The sequence below is a fragment of the Mariniflexile maritimum genome, from assembly GCF_009746565.1.
Lineage (GTDB): Bacteria > Bacteroidota > Bacteroidia > Flavobacteriales > Flavobacteriaceae > Mariniflexile > Mariniflexile maritimum.
The window spans coordinates 13,504-33,918 of the sequence record NZ_WRPN01000014.1 but is presented as its reverse complement, the minus strand read 5'-3'; the positions used below and the strand labels follow the sequence as shown (position 1 = coordinate 33,918).

The 20,415-nt window shown below is 37.4% G+C and carries 21 protein-coding genes; 15 read left to right on the top strand and 6 right to left on the bottom strand.

Annotated elements, in window-relative coordinates:
- Positions 1-11 precede the first annotated feature (11 nt).
- From GQO80_RS14635 to GQO80_RS14615, 5 genes are all read left to right on the top strand, one after another.
- A complete protein-coding gene (locus GQO80_RS14635; RefSeq protein ID WP_157209110.1) occupies positions 12-470 on the top strand; it encodes a DinB family protein in 459 nt (152 codons plus the stop codon).
- Between the two features lie 25 nt (positions 471-495).
- A complete protein-coding gene (locus GQO80_RS14630; RefSeq protein ID WP_157209109.1) occupies positions 496-1,077 on the top strand; it encodes a Crp/Fnr family transcriptional regulator in 582 nt (193 codons plus the stop codon).
- A 114-nt stretch (positions 1,078-1,191) separates the two neighbouring features.
- Positions 1,192-1,770, top strand: a complete 579-nt coding sequence (locus GQO80_RS14625) for a YceI family protein (RefSeq protein WP_157209108.1) — start codon at positions 1,192-1,194, stop codon at positions 1,768-1,770.
- 37 nt (positions 1,771-1,807) lie between these two features.
- Positions 1,808-2,494, top strand: coding sequence for a DEAD/DEAH box helicase (locus GQO80_RS14620; protein ID WP_317163244.1), 687 nt, complete (start codon positions 1,808-1,810; stop codon positions 2,492-2,494).
- A 129-nt stretch (positions 2,495-2,623) separates the two neighbouring features.
- Positions 2,624-4,207, top strand: coding sequence for a helix-turn-helix transcriptional regulator (locus tag GQO80_RS14615; protein WP_157209107.1), 1,584 nt, complete (start codon positions 2,624-2,626; stop codon positions 4,205-4,207).
- A gap of 366 nt (positions 4,208-4,573) precedes the next feature.
- Here the strand turns inward: GQO80_RS14615 and GQO80_RS14610 are convergent, their stop codons facing one another.
- The gene (locus GQO80_RS14610) at positions 4,574-5,128 is read right to left on the bottom strand and encodes an NUDIX hydrolase (protein WP_157209106.1); all 555 of its coding nucleotides are present in this window, start codon (positions 5,126-5,128) and stop codon (positions 4,574-4,576) included.
- Between the two features lie 123 nt (positions 5,129-5,251).
- Entirely contained in the window at positions 5,252-6,334 is a 1,083-nt protein-coding gene (locus GQO80_RS14605) for a M42 family metallopeptidase (RefSeq protein WP_232333202.1), read from the bottom strand.
- A gap of 196 nt (positions 6,335-6,530) precedes the next feature.
- Here GQO80_RS14605 and GQO80_RS14600 point away from each other — a divergent pair, with 196 nt between their 5' ends.
- The 3 genes from GQO80_RS14600 to GQO80_RS14590 are packed head-to-tail and all read left to right on the top strand — an operon-like array spanning position 6,531 to position 8,391.
- Complete coding sequence (locus GQO80_RS14600) at positions 6,531-7,214, top strand: DUF4294 domain-containing protein (protein WP_157209105.1); 684 nt, start codon at positions 6,531-6,533, stop codon at positions 7,212-7,214.
- Position 7,215: 1 nt separating this feature from the next.
- Entirely contained in the window at positions 7,216-7,848 is a 633-nt protein-coding gene (gene trhA, locus GQO80_RS14595) for a PAQR family membrane homeostasis protein TrhA (protein ID WP_157209104.1), read from the top strand.
- Between the two features lie 45 nt (positions 7,849-7,893).
- Complete coding sequence (locus GQO80_RS14590; RefSeq protein ID WP_157209103.1) at positions 7,894-8,391, top strand: GNAT family N-acetyltransferase; 498 nt, start codon at positions 7,894-7,896, stop codon at positions 8,389-8,391.
- A gap of 39 nt (positions 8,392-8,430) precedes the next feature.
- On the opposite strand, the gene GQO80_RS14585 is transcribed toward GQO80_RS14590, so the two are convergent.
- Genes GQO80_RS14585 through GQO80_RS14575 form a run of 3 tightly spaced genes read right to left on the bottom strand, consistent with a single transcriptional unit; the run spans position 8,431 to position 10,358 of the window.
- Positions 8,431-8,859 (bottom strand): DUF4268 domain-containing protein, encoded by a 429-nt coding sequence (locus GQO80_RS14585; protein ID WP_157209102.1) that lies wholly within the window; start codon positions 8,857-8,859, stop codon positions 8,431-8,433.
- 57 nt (positions 8,860-8,916) lie between these two features.
- Positions 8,917-9,594, bottom strand: a complete 678-nt coding sequence (locus tag GQO80_RS14580) for a ZIP family metal transporter (protein ID WP_157209101.1) — start codon at positions 9,592-9,594, stop codon at positions 8,917-8,919.
- A 32-nt stretch (positions 9,595-9,626) separates the two neighbouring features.
- Positions 9,627-10,358 (bottom strand): class I SAM-dependent methyltransferase, encoded by a 732-nt coding sequence (locus tag GQO80_RS14575; protein ID WP_157209100.1) that lies wholly within the window; start codon positions 10,356-10,358, stop codon positions 9,627-9,629.
- 326 nt (positions 10,359-10,684) lie between these two features.
- Between GQO80_RS14575 and GQO80_RS14570 the strand changes: the two genes are divergently transcribed.
- The 7 genes from GQO80_RS14570 to ribB all read left to right on the top strand — a co-directional run bounded on the left by GQO80_RS14570 (position 10,685) and on the right by ribB (position 19,152).
- Positions 10,685-11,842, top strand: a complete 1,158-nt coding sequence (locus tag GQO80_RS14570) for a THUMP domain-containing class I SAM-dependent RNA methyltransferase (RefSeq protein WP_157209099.1) — start codon at positions 10,685-10,687, stop codon at positions 11,840-11,842.
- A 152-nt stretch (positions 11,843-11,994) separates the two neighbouring features.
- Positions 11,995-12,498: a thiol peroxidase gene (tpx, locus tag GQO80_RS14565; RefSeq protein WP_157209098.1), complete on the top strand. Its 504-nt coding sequence runs from the start codon at positions 11,995-11,997 to the stop codon at positions 12,496-12,498.
- A gap of 14 nt (positions 12,499-12,512) precedes the next feature.
- On the top strand, positions 12,513-12,881 hold the full coding sequence (locus GQO80_RS14560) for a diacylglycerol kinase family protein (RefSeq protein WP_157209097.1): 369 nt from the start codon (positions 12,513-12,515) through the stop codon (positions 12,879-12,881).
- A 66-nt stretch (positions 12,882-12,947) separates the two neighbouring features.
- Complete coding sequence (locus GQO80_RS14555) at positions 12,948-15,350, top strand: FtsK/SpoIIIE family DNA translocase (RefSeq protein ID WP_157209096.1); 2,403 nt, start codon at positions 12,948-12,950, stop codon at positions 15,348-15,350.
- Positions 15,351-15,360: 10 nt separating this feature from the next.
- Entirely contained in the window at positions 15,361-16,002 is a 642-nt protein-coding gene (locus GQO80_RS14550) for a LolA family protein (protein WP_157209095.1), read from the top strand.
- An 11-nt stretch (positions 16,003-16,013) separates the two neighbouring features.
- The gene (locus tag GQO80_RS14545; protein WP_157209094.1) at positions 16,014-17,975 is read left to right on the top strand and encodes an LptF/LptG family permease; all 1,962 of its coding nucleotides are present in this window, start codon (positions 16,014-16,016) and stop codon (positions 17,973-17,975) included.
- 31 nt (positions 17,976-18,006) lie between these two features.
- A complete protein-coding gene (gene ribB / locus GQO80_RS14540) occupies positions 18,007-19,152 on the top strand; it encodes a 3,4-dihydroxy-2-butanone-4-phosphate synthase (protein ID WP_232333201.1) in 1,146 nt (381 codons plus the stop codon).
- Between the two features lie 70 nt (positions 19,153-19,222).
- Here ribB and GQO80_RS14535 read toward each other — a convergent pair whose 3' ends face one another.
- Positions 19,223-20,350, bottom strand: a complete 1,128-nt coding sequence (locus tag GQO80_RS14535) for a T9SS type A sorting domain-containing protein (protein WP_198037793.1) — start codon at positions 20,348-20,350, stop codon at positions 19,223-19,225.
- Positions 20,351-20,415 lie beyond the last annotated feature (65 nt).

The following is a 20,415-nucleotide window of genomic DNA, read 5'->3' as shown; positions in this document are numbered from 1 at the left end:
TATTGTAAAACATGATTTCAATTAAAACCAATTTATTGGAGCAATTTAAAACGAATACAGCCTATGTTTTAAGTTTTTTCAATTCCGTTCCCGTTGAAAAACTGCATACAGCTTATGCGCAAGGTAAATGGACCATTAAAGAAGTGTTTCAGCATCTTATAGATACTGAACGCGTTTTTCAATTTCGATGTTTTTGTATAGCTAGAGGCGATAAAACGTCTTTGCCAGCTTTCAATGAGAACGATTATGCGCCTGCTTCAAAAGCAAATTCCAAGGATATCGAATCGTTAATTGAAGAATTTGTTACCGTACGGGAAAGTTTTATGGTATTGTTAAATTCATTAACCAATGAAGATTTGCAACTAGTAGGGAATGTTAATAACAAAAACCAATCTGCCAGTGCCACAGCTTTTTTTGTTTTGGAACATTATCTTTGGCATATAAACATCATAAAAGAGCGTTATTTGTAATTTGGGTAAACTTGGAGGTAAAAACATGAAACTACAACCGCTATTAAAATACATAAGCAACTACATTGATTTAACCAATGAGGAAATTGATTTTTTAGAATCTAAAATTACGGTTAGAAAGTATTTAAAAGGGCAGTATGTGGTGCAACAGGGCGATGTGTGCAAGCACCAATGTTTTGTTTTGTCGGGCTGTATGAAAACCTTTTATGTAGATGCAGAAGGGCAGGAGCATATTGTAATGTTTTCGATTGAAGATTGGTGGACCTCGGATATGGGCAGTTTCGTGACCCAAACGCCCGCCGATTTTAACATCCAATGTTTGGAAAATTCAGAATTGGCCATGTTTTCATACGATTCTATGGAAGTGTTGTTTAGCAGAATTCCCAAAATGGAACGTTTTTTTCGACAAATAATAGAGAAAGGATTTGCAGCGTCGCAAAAACGTATTGTTAGAAGTTTTAGCCTTTCAGCAAAAGAACAATACCTGTATTTTAGAGAGCAATATCCTGAAATTGAGCAACGTATCCCGCAATATATGGTGGCTTCCTACCTTGGTATTACCAAAGAATTCCTTAGTAAAATTAAAAGCCAGCTTAGTTTGGAATAAAAATTGTTAAACAAGATTAACATTATTTAATAAACTACGTTATTTTGTGTTTGGGTTATGTTCCCGACCTTTGTAGTGTAAAAATAATATCACTAATCTTAAAATTTTATGAATATGAAAAACACCATTAAAAAATTGGCTTTAGTAGCTTTAGTAGCTTTTACGGCATTTTCTTTTGCTCCCATAGCTAAGGAAAAAAAAGAGGTTAAAACCGACAAAAGCAAAGTGGTTTGGAAAGGGTACAAAGTTACGGGTTCGCATGAAGGCACCATTGCCATGAAATCGGGCTCATTAACATTTGATAACAACAAATTGGTTGGTGGTGAATTTGTAATGGACATGACCACAATAAGCAGTACCGATTTAGAAGGCGAATACAAAGGCAAATTGGATGGCCACTTAAAATCGGATGATTTTTTTGGCGTTGAAAACCATCCAAACGCATCCTTGGTATTCAAAAAAGTGTCGGCCTCAGGTAAAAACGCCTACAACGTTACGGCCGATTTAACAATTAAGGGAAAAACCAGTCCTGTAAATTTCACCATATCTATTTACGGCAATAAAGCCACGGCCTCGTTAAAGGTTGACAGGACAAAATATGATGTGCGTTACGGCTCCACCAGCTTCTTTGATGGTTTAAAAGATAAAGCCATTTACGACGAATTCGATTTGGTAGCAGATTTAGAGTTCTAGTAGTGCATAGTAATAGCAATTAAAAAAGCGTTCAGTAATGAGCGCTTTTTTTGTTTCCCAAAAATTTACTGCCAAATTAAAAGCCTATCTTTGTTTTGTTATAAAAAATACCATGTCCTTTAAAAAAATTATAGAACCGTTACACGATGCCTTACAGCACAACGGCATTGTGGAACCTAATGCGTTGCAGGCCAAAATTCTTTCAAAAATTAAATCGGGCAGCAGTTTGTTTGTTATTGCTCCCGATAACTCCGGCAAAACAACCAGCTTGATAATAAGTGTTATCAATACATTAAAGGAAGCTTTTGAGGATGCTCCACGCGCACTCATTTTTGTAAAAGACAAACAGGCTGCTTTAACACTTGCCGAACAATTTGGCAAGTTTGCCACACATACCAATTTGCGGGTTTATTGTGCTTATGAAGAACACAACCTAGAGCTACAACGGGAAGAACTATATTTAGGAACCGATATTGTAATTGCCACTCCCAAACGCTTGAACCGTATTTTTTATTTGAACGGAATTAACCTTAACAAACTGCAAATGTGTATTGTTGATGATGCCGATTTTTTATTTAGAAACAACCATTTTGCCGAAGTTACCAGAACCCCAGAAAGCATAGGTAAGTGCCAATACCTTGTTTTTTCGCATAAATTCGATGCACGGTTTGAACGTTGGCAAGAGTCCTTTATGTATTTAGCACAGGTGATTAAGCATCCCTAATTGTTAAAAAGTAAGTAAAAAGCTATTTTTTATTTAGTTTTAGTTTTTTTAGTAAAATACTTTGTTATTTTTGGAGTAATTATTTACAAAAAAAACAAAAACGTTTTGTTCGCATCTCTCAACAACAATATGAACATACAGAACTTTGTTTTAGTGTGCCTGATTTTTATGGCCTCTAAAGCACATTGTCAAGATTTCAAGGGTGAAAATTACACTCGTTTTATCGATTCGGCCAACGTTCACATAAACGAATCTTCAGCAAGGGCACAGGCATTTCTCGACTCCATCCCGCCACCACTTGAGAAATCCATTGCTGGAAAATTGGCCGATTATTACAGCATCAAGGCATTGATACACGACGATTACAGCGAAAATGCATACCTGTACCAAAGTTATATTTTGGCCCTAAAATATGCCGAAAAGGAAAAAAACTACCGCATAGCAGGATTTGCCTGTTTAGAACTGTATTCAAACATATATTTTACCAAAAAAGATACCACTGCCAATAAATATTTAGAAAAGGCCAAAACGTTTTATAAACTTGCCAACTATAATTATGGAGCTGTTGAAATAGAACAAATGCTCGCCTACACAAAATTTATGAATGGCGAATACAAACAGTGCAACGCGCAGTTATTGAGCAATTTAGAAAAGTACAATAACATTAAGGATGTCCGCTATTTCTATATGTTCGCAACCTACATGTTAACTTTAAATTACCTACAATTAGACGATTTTAAAAAGGCGCAACTTTATTATAAGGCTTTTAAAACCGTAAAAGACGATGAGAGCATTGTGAAATATAATTATTTGTCCTTTAAATCGGCCATCGACCTGTCGTTTGCTGAAGCTTATTTTGAAAAGAAACAAATCGATTCCACCAATTACTATTTAGCAAATACAACAAAACTTAGAAACTACATGAACAATGAGTTGATAAGGGATTATTTTAGCCTAAAGGCAGATGCATTTAAGTTTATCGGAAATTTGGATAAAACCCGCATATATTTAGATTCCATCTCGTTTTTTGAGAATAAAATGTTCAACACCATTGTGGATGCCAGTATGGACATAAATGCACCATTACTAAAAGCTGAATCGGAGCTTGAAACTGAAAACGATAAAAAGTTTAGAAATGGCGCATTGGCATTGTTGTTGTTTTTTATGTTGGCTGCATTGGGTATTTTCTATTTAATTTATCGCAAAAAAAACAGGCATAAATTAAGTGATTGTTCAAATAGGGTAAATAATTTGGCGTATTTAAAGTCGAATAACGAAAAATTAACCGGAAAGGTAATTGGGTTGGAAGAGTATATAAACAATTTAAAAAAAGAGATTAAGGATATTGCAACCATACATGATCTTCCTACGCAGCGCGAAAAAATCAAACGCTTGTATCGGTCACTTCAAGTAAACTCCTCAACACTTTTGGATAAAAGTGAAAACCACTTGGAATTGATCAACAACCTGAATGTTGAGTTTTTCAGGCAAATGAAATTACGGCACCCGCAATTAAATGATTCTGAGGTTATTACAGCGTATTACTTGTTTATGGGCTTTAAGAATAAAGAAATTGCGGTTTTTCTCAATATTTCTGTTCGGGCCATGGAAAGCCGGCGTTACCGGATTTCAAAAAAAATAAACCTAGGCACGAAACAAACAACCTTGGTAGATTATCTAAAAACTACTTTTAAGGATTTACGGGTACGCTAACAAGGGTATCCAACAGCTTTTTTAAAATAAATCCAAAAAAAATTTCCCTTTTACTGAGGTTGCGTAGTCAATGCGTATTAAAAAAATAGGGTACTTGTTGGTGATTTAAGATATTTGTACCGCTATTAATCAAGAACTGAACTTTCAGTAATTAATTAGCTTTTGTTTCTAAGTGGTTGGAATTTGGTTGAACGGAAACCCTTTCCAAGGATAACGTTAAACCATAACAAAAGTTGTTATTAACAAAAAGTTGGTTTTAGGGATTCGTTGAAAAGGAGTCTGTTTCAGACTCCTTTTTTTTACCTTTTTTTTTACTCTTTAGGTTTCTGTTTATTTAATGCTTAAAGTTCCCATAGCTATTGGCATTTATCCCTTTTGGAGTGTTATGATGTGTTCCAAAACAGTTTCATAATAATCTTTATTGGAAGGCACAAAATGATTGTTTTCGCCAATGTTCTCAATAAGTTTTTTAAACGTTTCAATCGAAACCAATTTTAAGGCCTCAACTTCATCTACTTGTGGTGTTAATTTTGAAATGGGCACATTAAGTTCGGCCAAAAAGGTGTTGTGGAATTCATTGTCAACAACCCCGTTTTCATACGATTGAAAGCACGGAAAGATACCAATAGGCTTTAAATCATTTTCAACAATATCCAAACCAATTTCTTCCTTGGTTTCCCTTATGGCAGCCTGTTTGGCCGTTTCTCCAGCATCGATATGGCCCGCAACCGAAACATCCCAAAGCAAGGGGCAAATGCTTTTTTTTACCGAACGTTGCGACAGTAATACATAGCCATTTTTGGTATAAAACCAAACGTGGGAAGTATGGTGATAATAGCCTTTTTGGTGGATTATGGATTTTAATTCGGTTTTACCCAAAAATGTTCCGTTTTTATCTACAATATCGATGTATTCGTCCATTTTTCATATAATAAAACGTCATTGCGAGGCACGAAGCAATCTCATTAGGGGTCACTTTTAAGTTTATAACAAACAGATTGCTTCAGTCATTGCTGCCTCAGCACCGACGTTTCAATTAACATATTATTTAAAATAACTAAACGTTTCGCCTTCTTTAATATTCAACAAACTCTCATAAATAAGTTTGATAACGTTTTCAACATCTTGCCTGTGAACCATTTCCACGGTTGTGTGCATGTAACGAAGCGGCAACGAAATTAAGGCAGAGGCAACACCGCCATTGCTGTACGCAAACGCATCGGTATCGGTACCGGTAGCACGCGATAAGGCGTTGCGCTGAAACGGTATTTTGTGGGCCTCGGCGGTATCGGTTATCAAATCGCGTAATTTTTGTTGTACCGCTGGGGCATAGGCTATTACAGGCCCTTTGCCCATTTCCAGATCGCCCTGGGTTTTCTTTTCAATCATGGGCGTGGTGGTATCGTGGGTTACATCGGTTACTATGGCAACGTTTGGTTTAATGGTTTGTGTTATCATTTCGGCACCACGCAGGCCAATTTCTTCCTGCACTGCATTTACTACATATAAACCAAATGGTAAGGTTTTTTTGTTCTCTTTCAATAGGCGCGCTACTTCGGCTATCATAAAACCGCCCATACGGTTATCCAATGCACGACACACAAATTTATCGCCATTCAATATATGGAATTCATCCGGATAGGTAATAACGCAACCCACATGAACGCCCAATTTTTCAACGTCATCCTTGGTTTTGCAACCACAATCAATAAAAATGTTGTCTGGTTTTGGGGCTTCTTCCTTATCGTTTTTACGGGTGTGTATGGCAGGCCAACCAAAAACACCTTTTAAAATGCCATTTTTGGTGTGTATATTTACCACTTTACTGGGCGCGATTTGGTGGTCGCTGCCGCCATTTCTTATCACGTAAATAAGTCCGTTGTCTGATATGTAATTTACATACCACGAAATTTCATCGGCATGCCCCTCAATAACCACTTTATAGTTGGCTTTTGGGTTAATTACGCCCACGGCGGTACCGTAGGTATCGGTTATAAATTCATCAACATAAGGTTTTAAATAATCCATCCACAGTTTTTGGCCTGTCCATTCATAGCCCGTTGGGGATGCGTTATTTAGGTAGTTTTCTAAAAAATCCATCGATTTTTTGTTAAGAATGCTCTTCATGGTATGCTATTAAATTTTTGCACTAAAATAACAATATAAATAGAAACCTAAGGCATTAAAATGATTATTGTGCTTGGTAATTGGGTAATTTGTTATTTTGAAGTTTTAATTTTTTCAACCCTAAAATAAACAGATGAAAAAATGGTTTAAACATAGTAAATTGTTAATTTTGAAACATTATTGCCCCAATGGATCTATGAAGCATTTTATAACATATTTGTTTGTACTTTTTCCTGCTTTTTACTTTGCCCAGGTGCCTGCGGTTGATGACGATACTACCGAATACGAGTATATGTTTATTGAAGGCGATTCCGTACCGCAAACCATAGTAAACCTGAACCCGATTTATATTATGGGCAATTTAAAGTTTGCCAGTAAGGAAGATCGCATTCGGTACTTGATTCTACGCCGAAAAACCTTGAAAGTCTATCCGTATGCAAAAATGGCTTCCGAACGTTTGGATTCGTTGAACGCGCGCTTGGAATCGATGAAAAAGGCGAGTGATAAGCGGCGTTATACCAAAATAATCCAGAAATATATTGAAGGTGAGTTTTCGGAGGAATTAAAAAAACTATCCCGAACAGAAGGACAGATTTTAGTAAAGTTGATTCATCGCCAAACGGGCAAAACAACATTCGGACTGGTTAAGGAACTGCGCAGTGGTTGGCGCGCCTTTTGGTACAATACCACCGCCGGTATGTTTGATATTTCGTTGAAAAAACCTTTCGACCCCAAAAATGTTTATGAAGATTATTTAATCGAGGATATTTTGCAACGAAGTTTTAGAAGCGGTTTGTTGGTTAGGCAAAAGGCGGCAGAAGAATACAATTTTTACGATTTGACCGATATTTGGTTGGATAAGGAAAAAAACAAGAAATAACGTGCCAGAATTTGTTCAAACCCCATTACAGGAAAAACTAAACGCAACTACCCACGCCATTGGTGCTGTTTTTGGCTTGATAGGGCTGTTTCTATTAGCGCTTTACGATACCCAAAAAACCGCCTGGAGCCTGTTTAGCGTTATGGTTTACGGACTTTCAATCGTTGTTCTGTTTACGGCATCTACCTTGTACCACGCCGTTAAGGACCAAAACAAAAAACACCTTTTCCGTATTATTGACCACATCAGTATTTATTTTTTGATAGCGGGCACTTACACGCCAGTACTCCTAATTGTGCTCAACGAAAGTTTAGGGTGGCCCCTTTTTTATGTAGTTTGGGGCATTGCGGCCTGCGGAATCATTTTAAAGCTATTCTTTACAGGAAAATTCGAGGTGTTTTCAACCTTGCTGTATTTGATAATGGGCTGGTTAATCGTGTTCGATTTTACAAATTTATCAAAATTAATGGCTAGCAATGGCGTACTGCTATTATTTGCCGGCGGAATGGCCTATACCGTTGGCATTATATTTTATGCCATTAAAAAAATTCCGTATAACCACGTTATTTGGCACTTGTTTGTGCTTGCCGGTGCTGTATTTCATTTTTTTATGATATTTTTTTATGTGATATAATAACTTCCTGCCCAGGCGGGAATCGTATTAATATAAACTTGAATTATGATTGAAATTATTCCCGCCCAAACAGCTTCCCAGTTTCTGCAAATTGAAGCCTTGGCCGATACTATTTGGCGCGAATATTATATTCCTATGGTTGGAAAACCGCTAATTGATTATATGCTCGAAAAATTCCAGACAGCCAAGGCTATTGAGCAGCAGGTCGAACTAGGTTTCGAGTATTTTTTAATCACTTTTGATAGAATGCCCGTAAGCTATATCGCGATTAAAAAAGAAGAAACGTCACTTTTTTTGAGCAAAATTTATGTATTAAGTTCTTACCGTGGTAAAAAAATAGCAAAAAAAGCCATGGGTTTTATTCTGGAAAAAGCCAAAGGCTATCAATTAAAAACCATTAGGTTAACCGTAAATGTTAATAATACAAATTCTATAAATGTTTACGAAAAATGGGGCTTTGTTAAGTTGGAACCTTTAAAGGCCGATATAGGAAATGGTTTTTATATGGATGATTATGTGATGATTAAGGAGCTTAATAATTAATAATTAAAAATGAAAATGAAGAATTAAAAATGAAAAATCTTAGTTTTCAATGGCATCTTTATAGTCTTCAAAAAACGCTTCAAACAAATTCATGGTTTCATTGAAGAACAGCATCACATCGCGCCAACTATTTTTATTGTGGATGGATACTTTTTTATCCAAGGAAACATAAATTCGCGATATTTCCTTGTCATTTTCAAGAATATAGGCTTCCTCAAAAATAGCTTCCGGCAAAAAATCATTTATTAAAATTGATTTTAAGGCGATTAATTTTTCCCAATAGTTTATTCTCGATTCTAAATCGTCTTCCAAATCCAAGGCCACCAGGGCCGTTTTGGTGTCAAAATGAAATTTAAAAGAAAAGCCTTTCAATTTAGTGTCGTATAAAATCCATTTCCGTGGAAACGATTTCCCGAAACTCGTCCAGAATTCCTGTCGTAATAAGCGCGATTCTTCTTTGCTAAACATGAAAAAAGTTTAAAAAAGGTTCAGGTTTCAATATTTTGTTACCTGTCTTCCGTCCTGTTAAATTAAATAGGCCACACCAACCCCTACGACAATGGAAATAAATTTTGATAGGTTAAACTTATGGCCATCGCCACTTTCAAATAAAATAGTGGTAGAAATATGAAAAAAGATACCAATTACCAGGGCGTTCATAATTTGTGAATAATGGGCCGCCGTTTCCCAGGTATGCGAAATAAATGTGCCCAGGGGCGTCATGCCAGCAAATACCAATAAAAACACCGCGATTTGGGGTTTTTTATAGTGCGATTGGAACAAAAACATGGTAATTAACATGGCTATGGGTATTTTATGGACCAAAACGCCATATACCATATCATTGTGGTCGTGTATTGAAAAACCTTCCAAAAAGCTATGGATGCACAAACTAATGAACAGCGACCACGGAAATGCCGCACCATGTTTATGGATGTGCACGTGCCCATGCTCGGCACCTTTTGAGAACAGTTCCAAAATAAGCTGCAGCATGATACCGCACATAATGTACAAACCGGCAAGTTTTTTATTTTCCAAATGTTCGTAAACTTCCGGCAACAATTCAAAAAGGGTTAATGCCAACAAAAACGACCCGCTAAAGGAAAGCAGGAGCTTGGTGTTCCACGATTTGTGCTTTTGGGTTAGGTTGGCTAAAATAAACCCGATAATGACCGCCAGTACAGGAAATATAAATTTATACATTTAAACAGGTGCACTTAAATTTAATTAATATTCTATTTAAAAATCATCACTAATCGTTCGGAGGTGTTTTTGTTGAACTTGCTTAATTTATAATCGCCAAAAACATCCAATAAATAGGCATCGGCCGCATCAAAAAGCTTTTCAAAATCGGCAAGTGTAAAAGCCCTAACCTGTTCATGAAAGCAGTAATCCTTACCATTGGCGGTAAAATTAATATCTTTTATGATAAATCCATCTTTTACATAACGTTTTAAATGGAAATTAATGCCTTGAACCGTTTTAACCTCTTCGGGCACTAAATTTGCCATTACAAAGTCGCTATTCATAAAATCGATAACCCCAAAACCAGAGGCGTTCAAATCGGCTTTAATCGCTTTAATGGTGCTTAAATTATCCGCATCACTTTCAAAATACCCAAAACTGGTAAATAGGTTAAAAACCGCATCAAACGGTTTGTTAAAGGGTTTGCACATATTGTGCACTTTAAAATGTAGGGTGTCGTTTTCATATTGTTTGGCAAAACCAATGCTGTTTTCGCTCAAATCGGCACCTGTAACATCAAAGCCTAGAGAATTTAGATAAATGGAATGGCGCCCTTTTCCACAGGCCAGATCCAATATGCTGCCACCTTCCGGAATGTTCAAGTAACCGGTAAGCTTGTCCATAAAATGCTGTGCTTCGGTATCGTCTCTATCTTTATATAAAATATGGTAAAAAGGTGTGTCAAACCACGAAGTAAACCAAGTTGTTGTGTCTTTATTCATCTTAACTTCCTGCGAAGGCAGAAATCTTTTAATTGTTTTAGGGTTACCCCCCAATCCCGATAGCTATCGGGAGGGGTCGGGCTTTCCGCTATATCTTTTTAAAACGTCATGGCGTTTATCAAGCATAGTGCAATTTGCCAACCCATAGTACTTATTAAGGTGCACTGGTAACCAGTTTTAAAAAGGATGCCGCTTCAAATGCAAAGCATTCACGAATTCATTAGTTTAAAATATAAACAAATGAGTAATCCCTAACCCATTATCAGCAATTGCTCGTTAATTAACCGCAAAATTACGTTATTTTTGCAATCTATTCGACTTAAAAAATGGAAGAAAATTTCAATATGGTAGCCAAAACTTTGTTTGGTTTTGAAGATTTGTTGGCAAACGAGCTCACGCAACTGGGTGCGCAACAGGTAAAAACGGGCGTGCGAAGCGTAGCGTTTGTAGGCGATAAAGGGTTTATGTACAAAGCCAACCTAGGGTTGCGCACCGCTATAAAAATATTAAAGCCCATTCATGCATTTTCGGTAAAAAACGAACACGACTTGTATAAAAACCTGTACGAAATGGATTGGGCAAAATATGTAAAACCAACCGGAACCATTGCTGTTGATGCGACCATCCATTCCGAGCTGTTTACAAATTCACTTTACATCGCCCAAAAAACCAAGGATGCCATTGTTGATAAATTTCGGGATACTTCGGGCGAGCGGCCTAACGTGGACTTAAAATTTCCAGACCTAAAAATAAACGTACATATCGATAGGCAGCAATGCACCATTTCGTTAGATTCCTCGGGCGATTCGCTACACAAACGCGGATATAAACTGACAACCAATATCGCTCCAATGAATGAAGTGCTGGCAGCAGGTTTGATCATGCTTTCGGGTTGGGATGGACAATCGGATTTTATGGATCCCATGTGCGGTTCGGGCACCCTGCTTATTGAAGCGGCCATGATAGCCTGCAACATTCCGCCAAACCTCATGCGCAAAGAGTTTGCTTTTGAACGTTGGCAAGATTGGGACGTCGATCTGTTTGAAAAAATTGAAGCGTCCTTACTGGGTAAAACACGCGATTTCCATCATAAAATTGTTGGCTACGACAAAGCGCCCAGTGCCGTTGCCAAAGCCATAGAAAATGTTAAAAATGCTCAATTGGATGATTTTATTGAAGTAAAGCATGAAGACTTTTTTAAGACCCAAAAAGGCGGCGACGCAAAATTGCATATGGTGTTTAACCCACCCTATGGCGAGCGCTTAAATATTGATATGCAGGAGTTTTATAAAAACATTGGCGATACCCTTAAACAAAGCTACCCCAATACCGACGCTTGGTTTATTACCAGCAACCTCGATGCCCTAAAGCACGTAGGTTTGCGCCCTTCGCGAAAAATCCAGTTGTTTAATGCCAAGTTGGAAGCACGTTTTGTAAAATACGTTATGTATGAAGGTAGCAAGAAAGGAAAGTACATGGCGTAGTTGCTATTTTGGCGCACATATCGTACCTAATAGAGGCCATCTGGCGCTTGAGCTGCATTTCGGTTTTTGTAAAAGCAATGAAAAATTATAACATCAATTCATTCATAACACGTAATAATTAGTATTTTTATCTAAAATTAAAACACAATAAAATGGCAACAGTAACATTAAAAGGAAACCCTATCAACACATCGGGCCAACTTCCTAAAGTAGGAACAAAAGCACCAGATTTTAGCTTAACGGCAACCGATCTATCAACAAAAAAATTAAGCGATTTTGCAGGAAGCAGGTTGGTTTTAAACATATTTCCCAGTATAGATACGGGTACATGTGCACAATCGGTTAGACAGTTCAACAAGGAAGCTGGTCAATTAAAAAATACCAAGGTGCTGTGCATTTCCCACGATTTGCCTTTTGCCCACGCACGTTTTTGTGGTGCTGAAGGTTTGGAAAATGTAATTAGCTTATCCGATTTTAAAGATGGAAGCTTTGGCAAAACTTATGGGCTCAATTTTGTTGACGGCCCTTTGGAAGCCCTGCATGCGCGTTGCGTTATTGTTTTAGATGAAAACGGAACGGTTTTATACACCCAACAAGTTGGCGAAATTGTTGATGAACCTAATTATAAAGATGCTTTAAAGGCATTACAGGCCTAATCCTGAAACGGTAAATGACCAAAAAAGAATCCTTCCTAACCAAACGATTAAAAAGTATAGGCTATGCTTTTAAAGGCGCACGTTTACTTATAAATAACGAAGCGAGCATTAAGGTGCAGTTTGCCATTGCTTTATTAACTGCGGCGGCAGGATTCTTTTTTCATATTTCTTCAACCGAATGGATGGTGCAGCTTTTGGCAATTGCACTGGTAATGGGGCTAGAAGGCATAAACAGCGCTGTGGAGGCACTGGCCGATTTTGTACACCCCGATTATCACAAAAAAATTGGTTTAATTAAGGATATTGCTGCGGGAGCAGTGTTTTTTGCGGCTTTTTTTGCCATTATTATCGGATTAATTATCTACATTCCCAAGATTTTTTAAAATACTATAACTTTAGGATTAACGTTAGTAATTTGTATTTTTGTCCAAAAAAATAATAGCGCATTAATGGCGAAGAAAAAAACAGGAACCGATAACCTATCAAATAAAAAATTAAAGATGCCAAGTTTAAAGTTGTCGAACCAACAAAAATTGGTGGTTGGTAGCTTTCTTGCCATTTTTGGCATTTTGCTATGCATTGCCTTTGTTTCTTTCTTCTTTTCGGGTGATGCCGATCAAAGTACGCTTTCACATTTTACATCGCGGGAAGTGAAAACCGAAAATTGGTTAAGCAAATCGGGAGCTTGGTTAAGCGATTTGTTCATACAGCGTGGGTTTGGTATTGCGGCGTTCATCATTGCAGGACTTATATTTTTATCGGGCGTGTATGTTTTAATGAATTTAAGCAAATCCAAATTGCTCAAGCACTGGTTTTGGGGCTTATTGATAGTAGTTTGGTTGTCTGTTTTATTCGGTTTTTTTGGCGATTCGCTAGATATTTTAGGTGGTACCGTGGGTTTTGAGGTTAATAAGTATTTGCAAGACTATTTAGGCATCACAGGTACTTTGTTGCTGTTGTTGTTTGGACTAATTACCTATTTGGCGGTACGCTTTAAATTGACTTTTGAGAATTTCATCAACGTGTTCCAGTCTGCTAAAAGTAAAATTAAAAACGATTTTTCCAATCCGGATGACGAGCCTGTTGTTGCTTTCGATAATAATTTGTCCGATGAAGCTGCTGCCATAAAAACAGCTTTCGATATTCCTTCAGAACAAGAAGCTGTTCCTATAAAAAAAGAACCTAAACCAATAAACCAACCCCTTCAAACAGCGCCTTTAATAGTAAAACAACCTGTAAATGAAGTGTTTGAAGATGATGTTGACATTGAAATGAAAGTTGAAAAAGTAGCCGAAGAACTTTCAGAAAGCAACAATCTATCCAATAAATTGGTGGAAGATTTTGGACAATTCGACCCTACCCTGGAGCTTTCAAAATACCAATTTCCCCCCTTAGACCTTCTAAAAAAGTATGATTCTGAAGGTATTACCATCAACCAACAGGAGCTTGAGGATAATAAAAACAAAATAGTTGATACCTTAAAAAATTACAGCATTGGTATTGCCAGCATCAAAGCTACCATTGGGCCCACCGTAACGCTGTATGAAATTGTACCAGATGCGGGCATCCGTATTTCAAAAATAAAAAATCTGGAAGATGATATTGCATTATCGCTTTCGGCATTGGGCATTCGTATTATTGCGCCCATTCCAGGAAAAGGCACCATAGGTATTGAAGTGCCCAACAAAAACGCCACCGTAGTATCAATGCGGTCGGTAATAGCTTCAAAAAAATTCCAAACCTCCGAAATGCAACTGCCCATTGCCTTGGGAAAAACCATTAGTAACGAAACTTTTGTGGTCGATTTGGCAAAAATGCCCCATTTACTTATGGCAGGTGCAACCGGGCAAGGAAAATCGGTGGGTTTAAACGCGGTACTTACATCGTTACTTTATAAAAAACATCCTGCGGAAGTAAAGTTTGTTTTGGTAGATCCTAAAAAAGTGGAGTTAACGCTTTTTAATAAAATTGAACGGCATTATCTAGCGAAACTTCCCGATAGTGAAGATGCTATTATTACAGATAACACCAAGGTAATCAATACATTAAACTCGCTTTGTATTGAAATGGACAACCGCTACGAGTTGTTAAAAAACGCCTTGTGCAGAAATATCGCCGAATACAATGCCAAGTTTAAAGAACGGAAATTAAACCCTAACGAAGGGCACCAGTTTTTGCCCTATATTGTGCTAGTGGTTGATGAGTTTGCCGATTTGATAATGACTGCCGGCAAAGAAGTAGAAACACCCATTGCACGATTGGCACAATTGGCGCGCGCCATAGGTATTCACTTAATTATTGCTACCCAACGCCCGTCGGTAAACGTTATTACGGGTATAATTAAGGCGAATTTCCCCGCACGTATTGCGTTTAGGGTAACGTCAAAAATAGATTCCCGCACTATTCTGGATGGTTCTGGTGCCGACCAACTTATAGGCAGGGGCGATATGCTCTTTACACAAGGAAATGACTTGATTCGTGTACAATGTGCCTTTGTTGACACGCCAGAAATTGAAAAACTTACAGAGTTTATCGGGTCGCAAAAAGCCTATCCGAACGCCTACTTTTTACCAGAATATATAGGGGAGGAAAGTGGCACAAGTCTTGATATAGATATTGAAGACCGTGATAAACTGTTTCGGGAAGCGGCCGAAGTGATCGTTACGGCACAACAAGGCTCTGCTTCGTTGTTACAACGAAAATTAAAGTTAGGATACAATCGGGCGGGTAGGTTAATCGATCAGTTGGAAGCCGCCGGCATTGTTGGCCCTTTTGAAGGAAGCAAGGCCAGACAAGTGCTTATAACCGACCTAACCGCTTTAGACAAACATTTAGAAAATGAAATTTTATAATTCAATACCAATGAAAATTAAAAACACCATAACTATTTTATTCATTACCTTATCGCTTAGCGTTTTTTCTCAAAATAAAGCGAAAACACTGTTAAATCAAGTATCACAAAAAGTAAAAAGCTACGATAATGTTTCCATAGATTTTAAATATGTGCTAGAAAATACCGCCGAAAAAATTAAACAAGAAACCAAGGGCGATGTGGTGATGCAAGGGGAGAAGTATAAATTGAACATTTTGGGAGTTACCAGATTATTTGATGGCAAAAAACTTTATAATATTAGTACTGAAGATGAAGAAGTAACCATTTCAACAGAAAAAGACAACGATGAAGGAGCTATTACACCAAGTAAAATGCTATCCTTTTACGAAGATGGTTATACCTATGTTATGGATATTGAACAAAATATTAACGGCAGAAAAATACAGTTAGTAAAACTTACGCCCATTGATTCTAAATCTGAAATAAAATACATTCTTTTAGGCATCGATACACAAACCAAGCATATTTATAATTTAATGCAAATAGGCAAAAACGGTACAAAAACCACCCTTACCGTTAATTCTTTTAAAACAAACGAGCCTTTGTCAAAAACCTTATTTACCTTTGATGCCAGTAAATATAAAGGTTACTACATTAACAAGCTTAATTAAGCAACGGCCACTTGAAAATATTAGACCGATACATACTAACAACCTATCTTAAAACTTTCTTCAGCGTGTTTATTATACTCATGCTGATTTTTGTTTTACAGACCATTTGGTTGTATATCAGGGAATTGTCTGGTAAAGACCTTGATATAGAGGTTATTGTTAAGTTTTTGGTCTATTTTATGCCCAAGCTTATTCCGTTGGTATTGCCACTCACTATCTTGCTGGCTTCCATCATGGTTTTTGGTAGTTTTGCCGAAAATTACGAGTTTGCCGCCATGAAATCAACTGGTATTTCATTACAACGTGCCATGTCTGGGCTAAGTATTTTTATCGTAATTCTGGGCATTGTTACCTTTTTCTTTTCAAACAACGTTATTCCTTGGTCGGAAGTCAATTCCTATAACCTTCGCAGGAACATTGCAAAATTAAAACCCGCCATGTTACTGGCCAAAGGGCAATTTAACGATGTAGGTACTTACAATCTTAAATTCACAAACAAGCACGGGGATAGGGACCAGTATCTTGACGATGTAACCATTCATATAAAAGGCACCAACGGGCGAACCAATGCCACCGTAATTAGGTCGAAAACGGGCGAACTTGCCAGCGAAAAAGATTCAAACGTTTTAAAGCTTATTTTACGCGACGGCAATTATTATAACGATGTTTCCACAAGAAGCCTGAAATCAAGGGAGAAAAAACCTTTTGCCAAAAGCAAATTTCAAAAGTACATCATCAATATCGACCTGTCGCAAATGAATAATGTCGATTTTGATGAACAAGACCAAACCGACAAGTACAACATGCTAAATGTTGTTGGATTGAACAAGACCATCGATTCCTTGGAAAAAAAGCAAGACCTTGAACAAGATATGTTTTCACAAAGCCTTTTGCGGTATTCCAATGTTGCCAACACCGCCATGCTAAAAGAAGTTTCAAAAGACTCTGTTTATTTAGGGCCCATTTTAGACGTATTTGATACCACAAAAAAACAAGAAATGGTTGATATGGCACTAAACAGTCTTTCAGCGGCAAAACAACTTATAGAAACTAAGGAAGCAAACCAGAAGGTTTCAAAAGAATGGTTAAACAAGCACATTATTTCCCTGCACGAAAAATTTGCTTTGGGTTTTGCCTGTGTAATCCTATTTTTTGTGGGCGCGCCCCTTGGGGCTCTTATCCGTAAGGGCGGTATTGGGCTTCCCATGGTCGTGGCCATCATATTGTTTTTAACCTACCATTTTATTGGTATTTTTGCTACAAACAGTGCCCGAAACGGAAGTTTCAACCCCATATTGGCAAGTTGGTTTTCTACATTGGTCATGCTGCCACTTGGCATATTTTTAACCAAGCGTGCCACCGCCGATAAAGGATTGTTTGAATTTGACAGTATTTTAGAGCCCTTAAAAAAAGTGTTCCATATTAAAGAAAAGGACAGTGTGAGTTACACCTTTTTAAACGCTTATAAGAATGACGCCTTGTTAAACGTAATTACAAACTACCAAACACTAAACCTAGATGAAAATGCCCGATTTGAGGCACTTAACCTACTTAATAAACGAGGTATAACAACCCAGCAATTGCGCGAACAGGGCTTGTGTTTGGATACGAGTTTTGATGTTTCAGAGCGCATGGTCAAAGATTATAAAGACCATTCAAATTTCGCCATTACTTTATACGTCTTGGGGGTAGTGTTGCTCATTCTTCATTTTGTGTTTAAAAACAATAAACTGCCATCGTTGGCCATAGCATCCATACAACTATGTTATGTGTCGATATTTTTATTTGTAGTTTACTATATTAAATCGTTGCTAAACATATTCAAATTCTATAAGCATTTGAAAAACAAGGATAAAAATCCAAACCCATTTTTGTTGGTTATAGGATTTCCGTTTTACTTTATCACCCACGTTTTCTTAAATGTTAAAATTCAGGAAGACTTGAAACAAAATTGCCTTGATTCTTTAAAATAACCAATATCTTTGCGCTATGATAACTGAAACCATGATACCAAACACAGCTTGCAATTTTAAATTAAACACTATTGAAGAAGCCATAGAAGACATTAGAAACGGCAAAGTAATTATTGTTGTTGATGATGAAAACCGCGAAAATGAAGGCGATTTTGTGGCTGCAGCCGATAAAGTGACTCCCGAAATGATAAACTTCATGGCAACTCAAGGTAGAGGGCTTATTTGTACGCCACTTACTGAAAATCGTTGCAAAGAATTGGACCTTAACATGATGGTTAGAAACAATACCGACCACATGGAAACGGCATTTACCGTTTCGGTAGATTTAAGAGGGCACGGGGTAACCACCGGTATTTCAGCAATTGATAGGGCCAAAACAGTAAAAGCACTTACAGACCCCAATATAAAACCTTTCGATTTGTCGAGGCCAGGGCATATTTTTCCGTTAGTGGCTAAAGAGGGCGGGGTACTGCGCCGTACAGGACATACCGAAGCTGCCATCGATTTTGCCCGACTTGCAGGCTTAAAACCCGCAGGCGTCATTGTAGAGATTATGAACGAAGATGGTACCATGGCACGCCTACCCGAACTTATTGAAGTTGCCAAAAAACTGGATTTAAAAATTGTTTCCATTGAAGATTTGGTGGCCTATAGAATGCAGCACGACTCGTTAATCGAGAAAAAGGAAGATTTTCAAATTGAAACACGTTTTGGCAATTTTAGATTGCGCGCTTACAAACAAACCACAAACAACCAAATACATATTGCCTTAACAAAAGGTAGCTGGAACGCACAGGAAGAAGTACCTACCCGTATAAATTCATCATTAATCAACAATGATATTTTAGGCACACTTACCAATAATGTGGATAAGCAACTAGAGGCCATGTTTAAAGTGATTAACGATGCGAACAAAGGCGCTGTTATTTTCATCAATCAAGAAATACCATCTATGGATATTTTGAATAGGTTGGCGGTAATAAAAGAAAACCAACAGCCCAATCATATTTTTAAAGCGCCAAAACTCGCTATGGATACACGCGATTTTGGTATTGGTGCACAAATTTTACACGATTTGGATATCCATAAATTGTGTTTAATTTCCAATACGCAACAGCGTAAACGTGTTGGTTTGATTGGTTATGGCATTGAGATTGTAGATTATATAAACTATTAAAAAAAGGCCGGTTTAAGCACAGAAACTTAAAACCAACCTCTTCATTTAAGTAATTACCTTTGTTGTATTTCTATTTTTTGATCACGCGTTGGGTTGCACTTTGGTTATTTCCAAATGCTTTTAATATATAAACCCCAGATTTTAAGTGCTCGATATTAATTTGTTTGCCTTCAGAAGAAGACAAGACTTTTTTGCCCAAAACATCATACATTTCAAAATTGTTAATAGGTATATTAGAAGAAACAGTAATAAAATTGGATGCTGGATTTGGATATACCTTGAAACTTTCAACTTCAAAGGAACGTGTTGCTAAAGGCGATGCAATAGAATAAGAAGCTACAACCCGTTGTTCGCCAACCCACTCGGTACCGTTCCAAACGGCTTCAATAAATTCCAAACGGTTTCCATTGGCATCATAAATACTGGTGTCTTTATATTCATTTACCCATGCGGCACCATTCCATATTTCGCTTAAATATTCCGTTTCCAAACCTTGCCCGTTGTAAGTAAAGGCAATCCTTTCGTAATCTTCCCAAACGCCCCCATTATATTTGTCCACCTTAACATTGGTAACCAAATTACCTGAGTAAGTTGGGGTATCCCGCTCGTTGGGTATCCAAGACATGCTTGGGGTATCCCAAGTACTGGAGATTTTTAAAGTGGGCAAATTACCCGAGTAGGTATAATCGTTTTTTTCGATGTTTAGCCAAGTATTGGTGCCTATATTCCATGTTTGGCGGGTTTCGGTTGTTAAATTATTGCCGCTATAACCATTCAAAACCCTATAATTGTTGAGATATCCCATTGTAATGGGATTGTATGTTTGAGCTTTTTCCTCAATTAAATTATTTGACTCATCGTAGGTGTAAATGGTTTGTGAGGCATCATACCATTGCGATAAACTTTCATTCCAATATTGAACCACTTCCAATTGAACATAATTGCCTGCATTATAGGTTTTAATTACTTGGTACAAATTATCGCCTTCAGGAAAAGATAGTGCCAGTATCTTGGTTTCTTTATTGCCACCGTTGGCATAGGTAAATTGCAATGTGGTTTGCTGTTCCCAAACGGCCGGAACGTTGGAGTCGTTATCATAACTTAAAAGTTGGTCTAGTTTGTAAACAGTTTGCGAAGCACAAGGGAAAACGACCAACAAACACAGGGTGCAAGTCGCGAAAAGTAGCATTTGTTTCATAATTATTGGCATTTAATGGTTAATATATAGTTACATCTCATTGTATTGAAAATGTGAGCATTTCC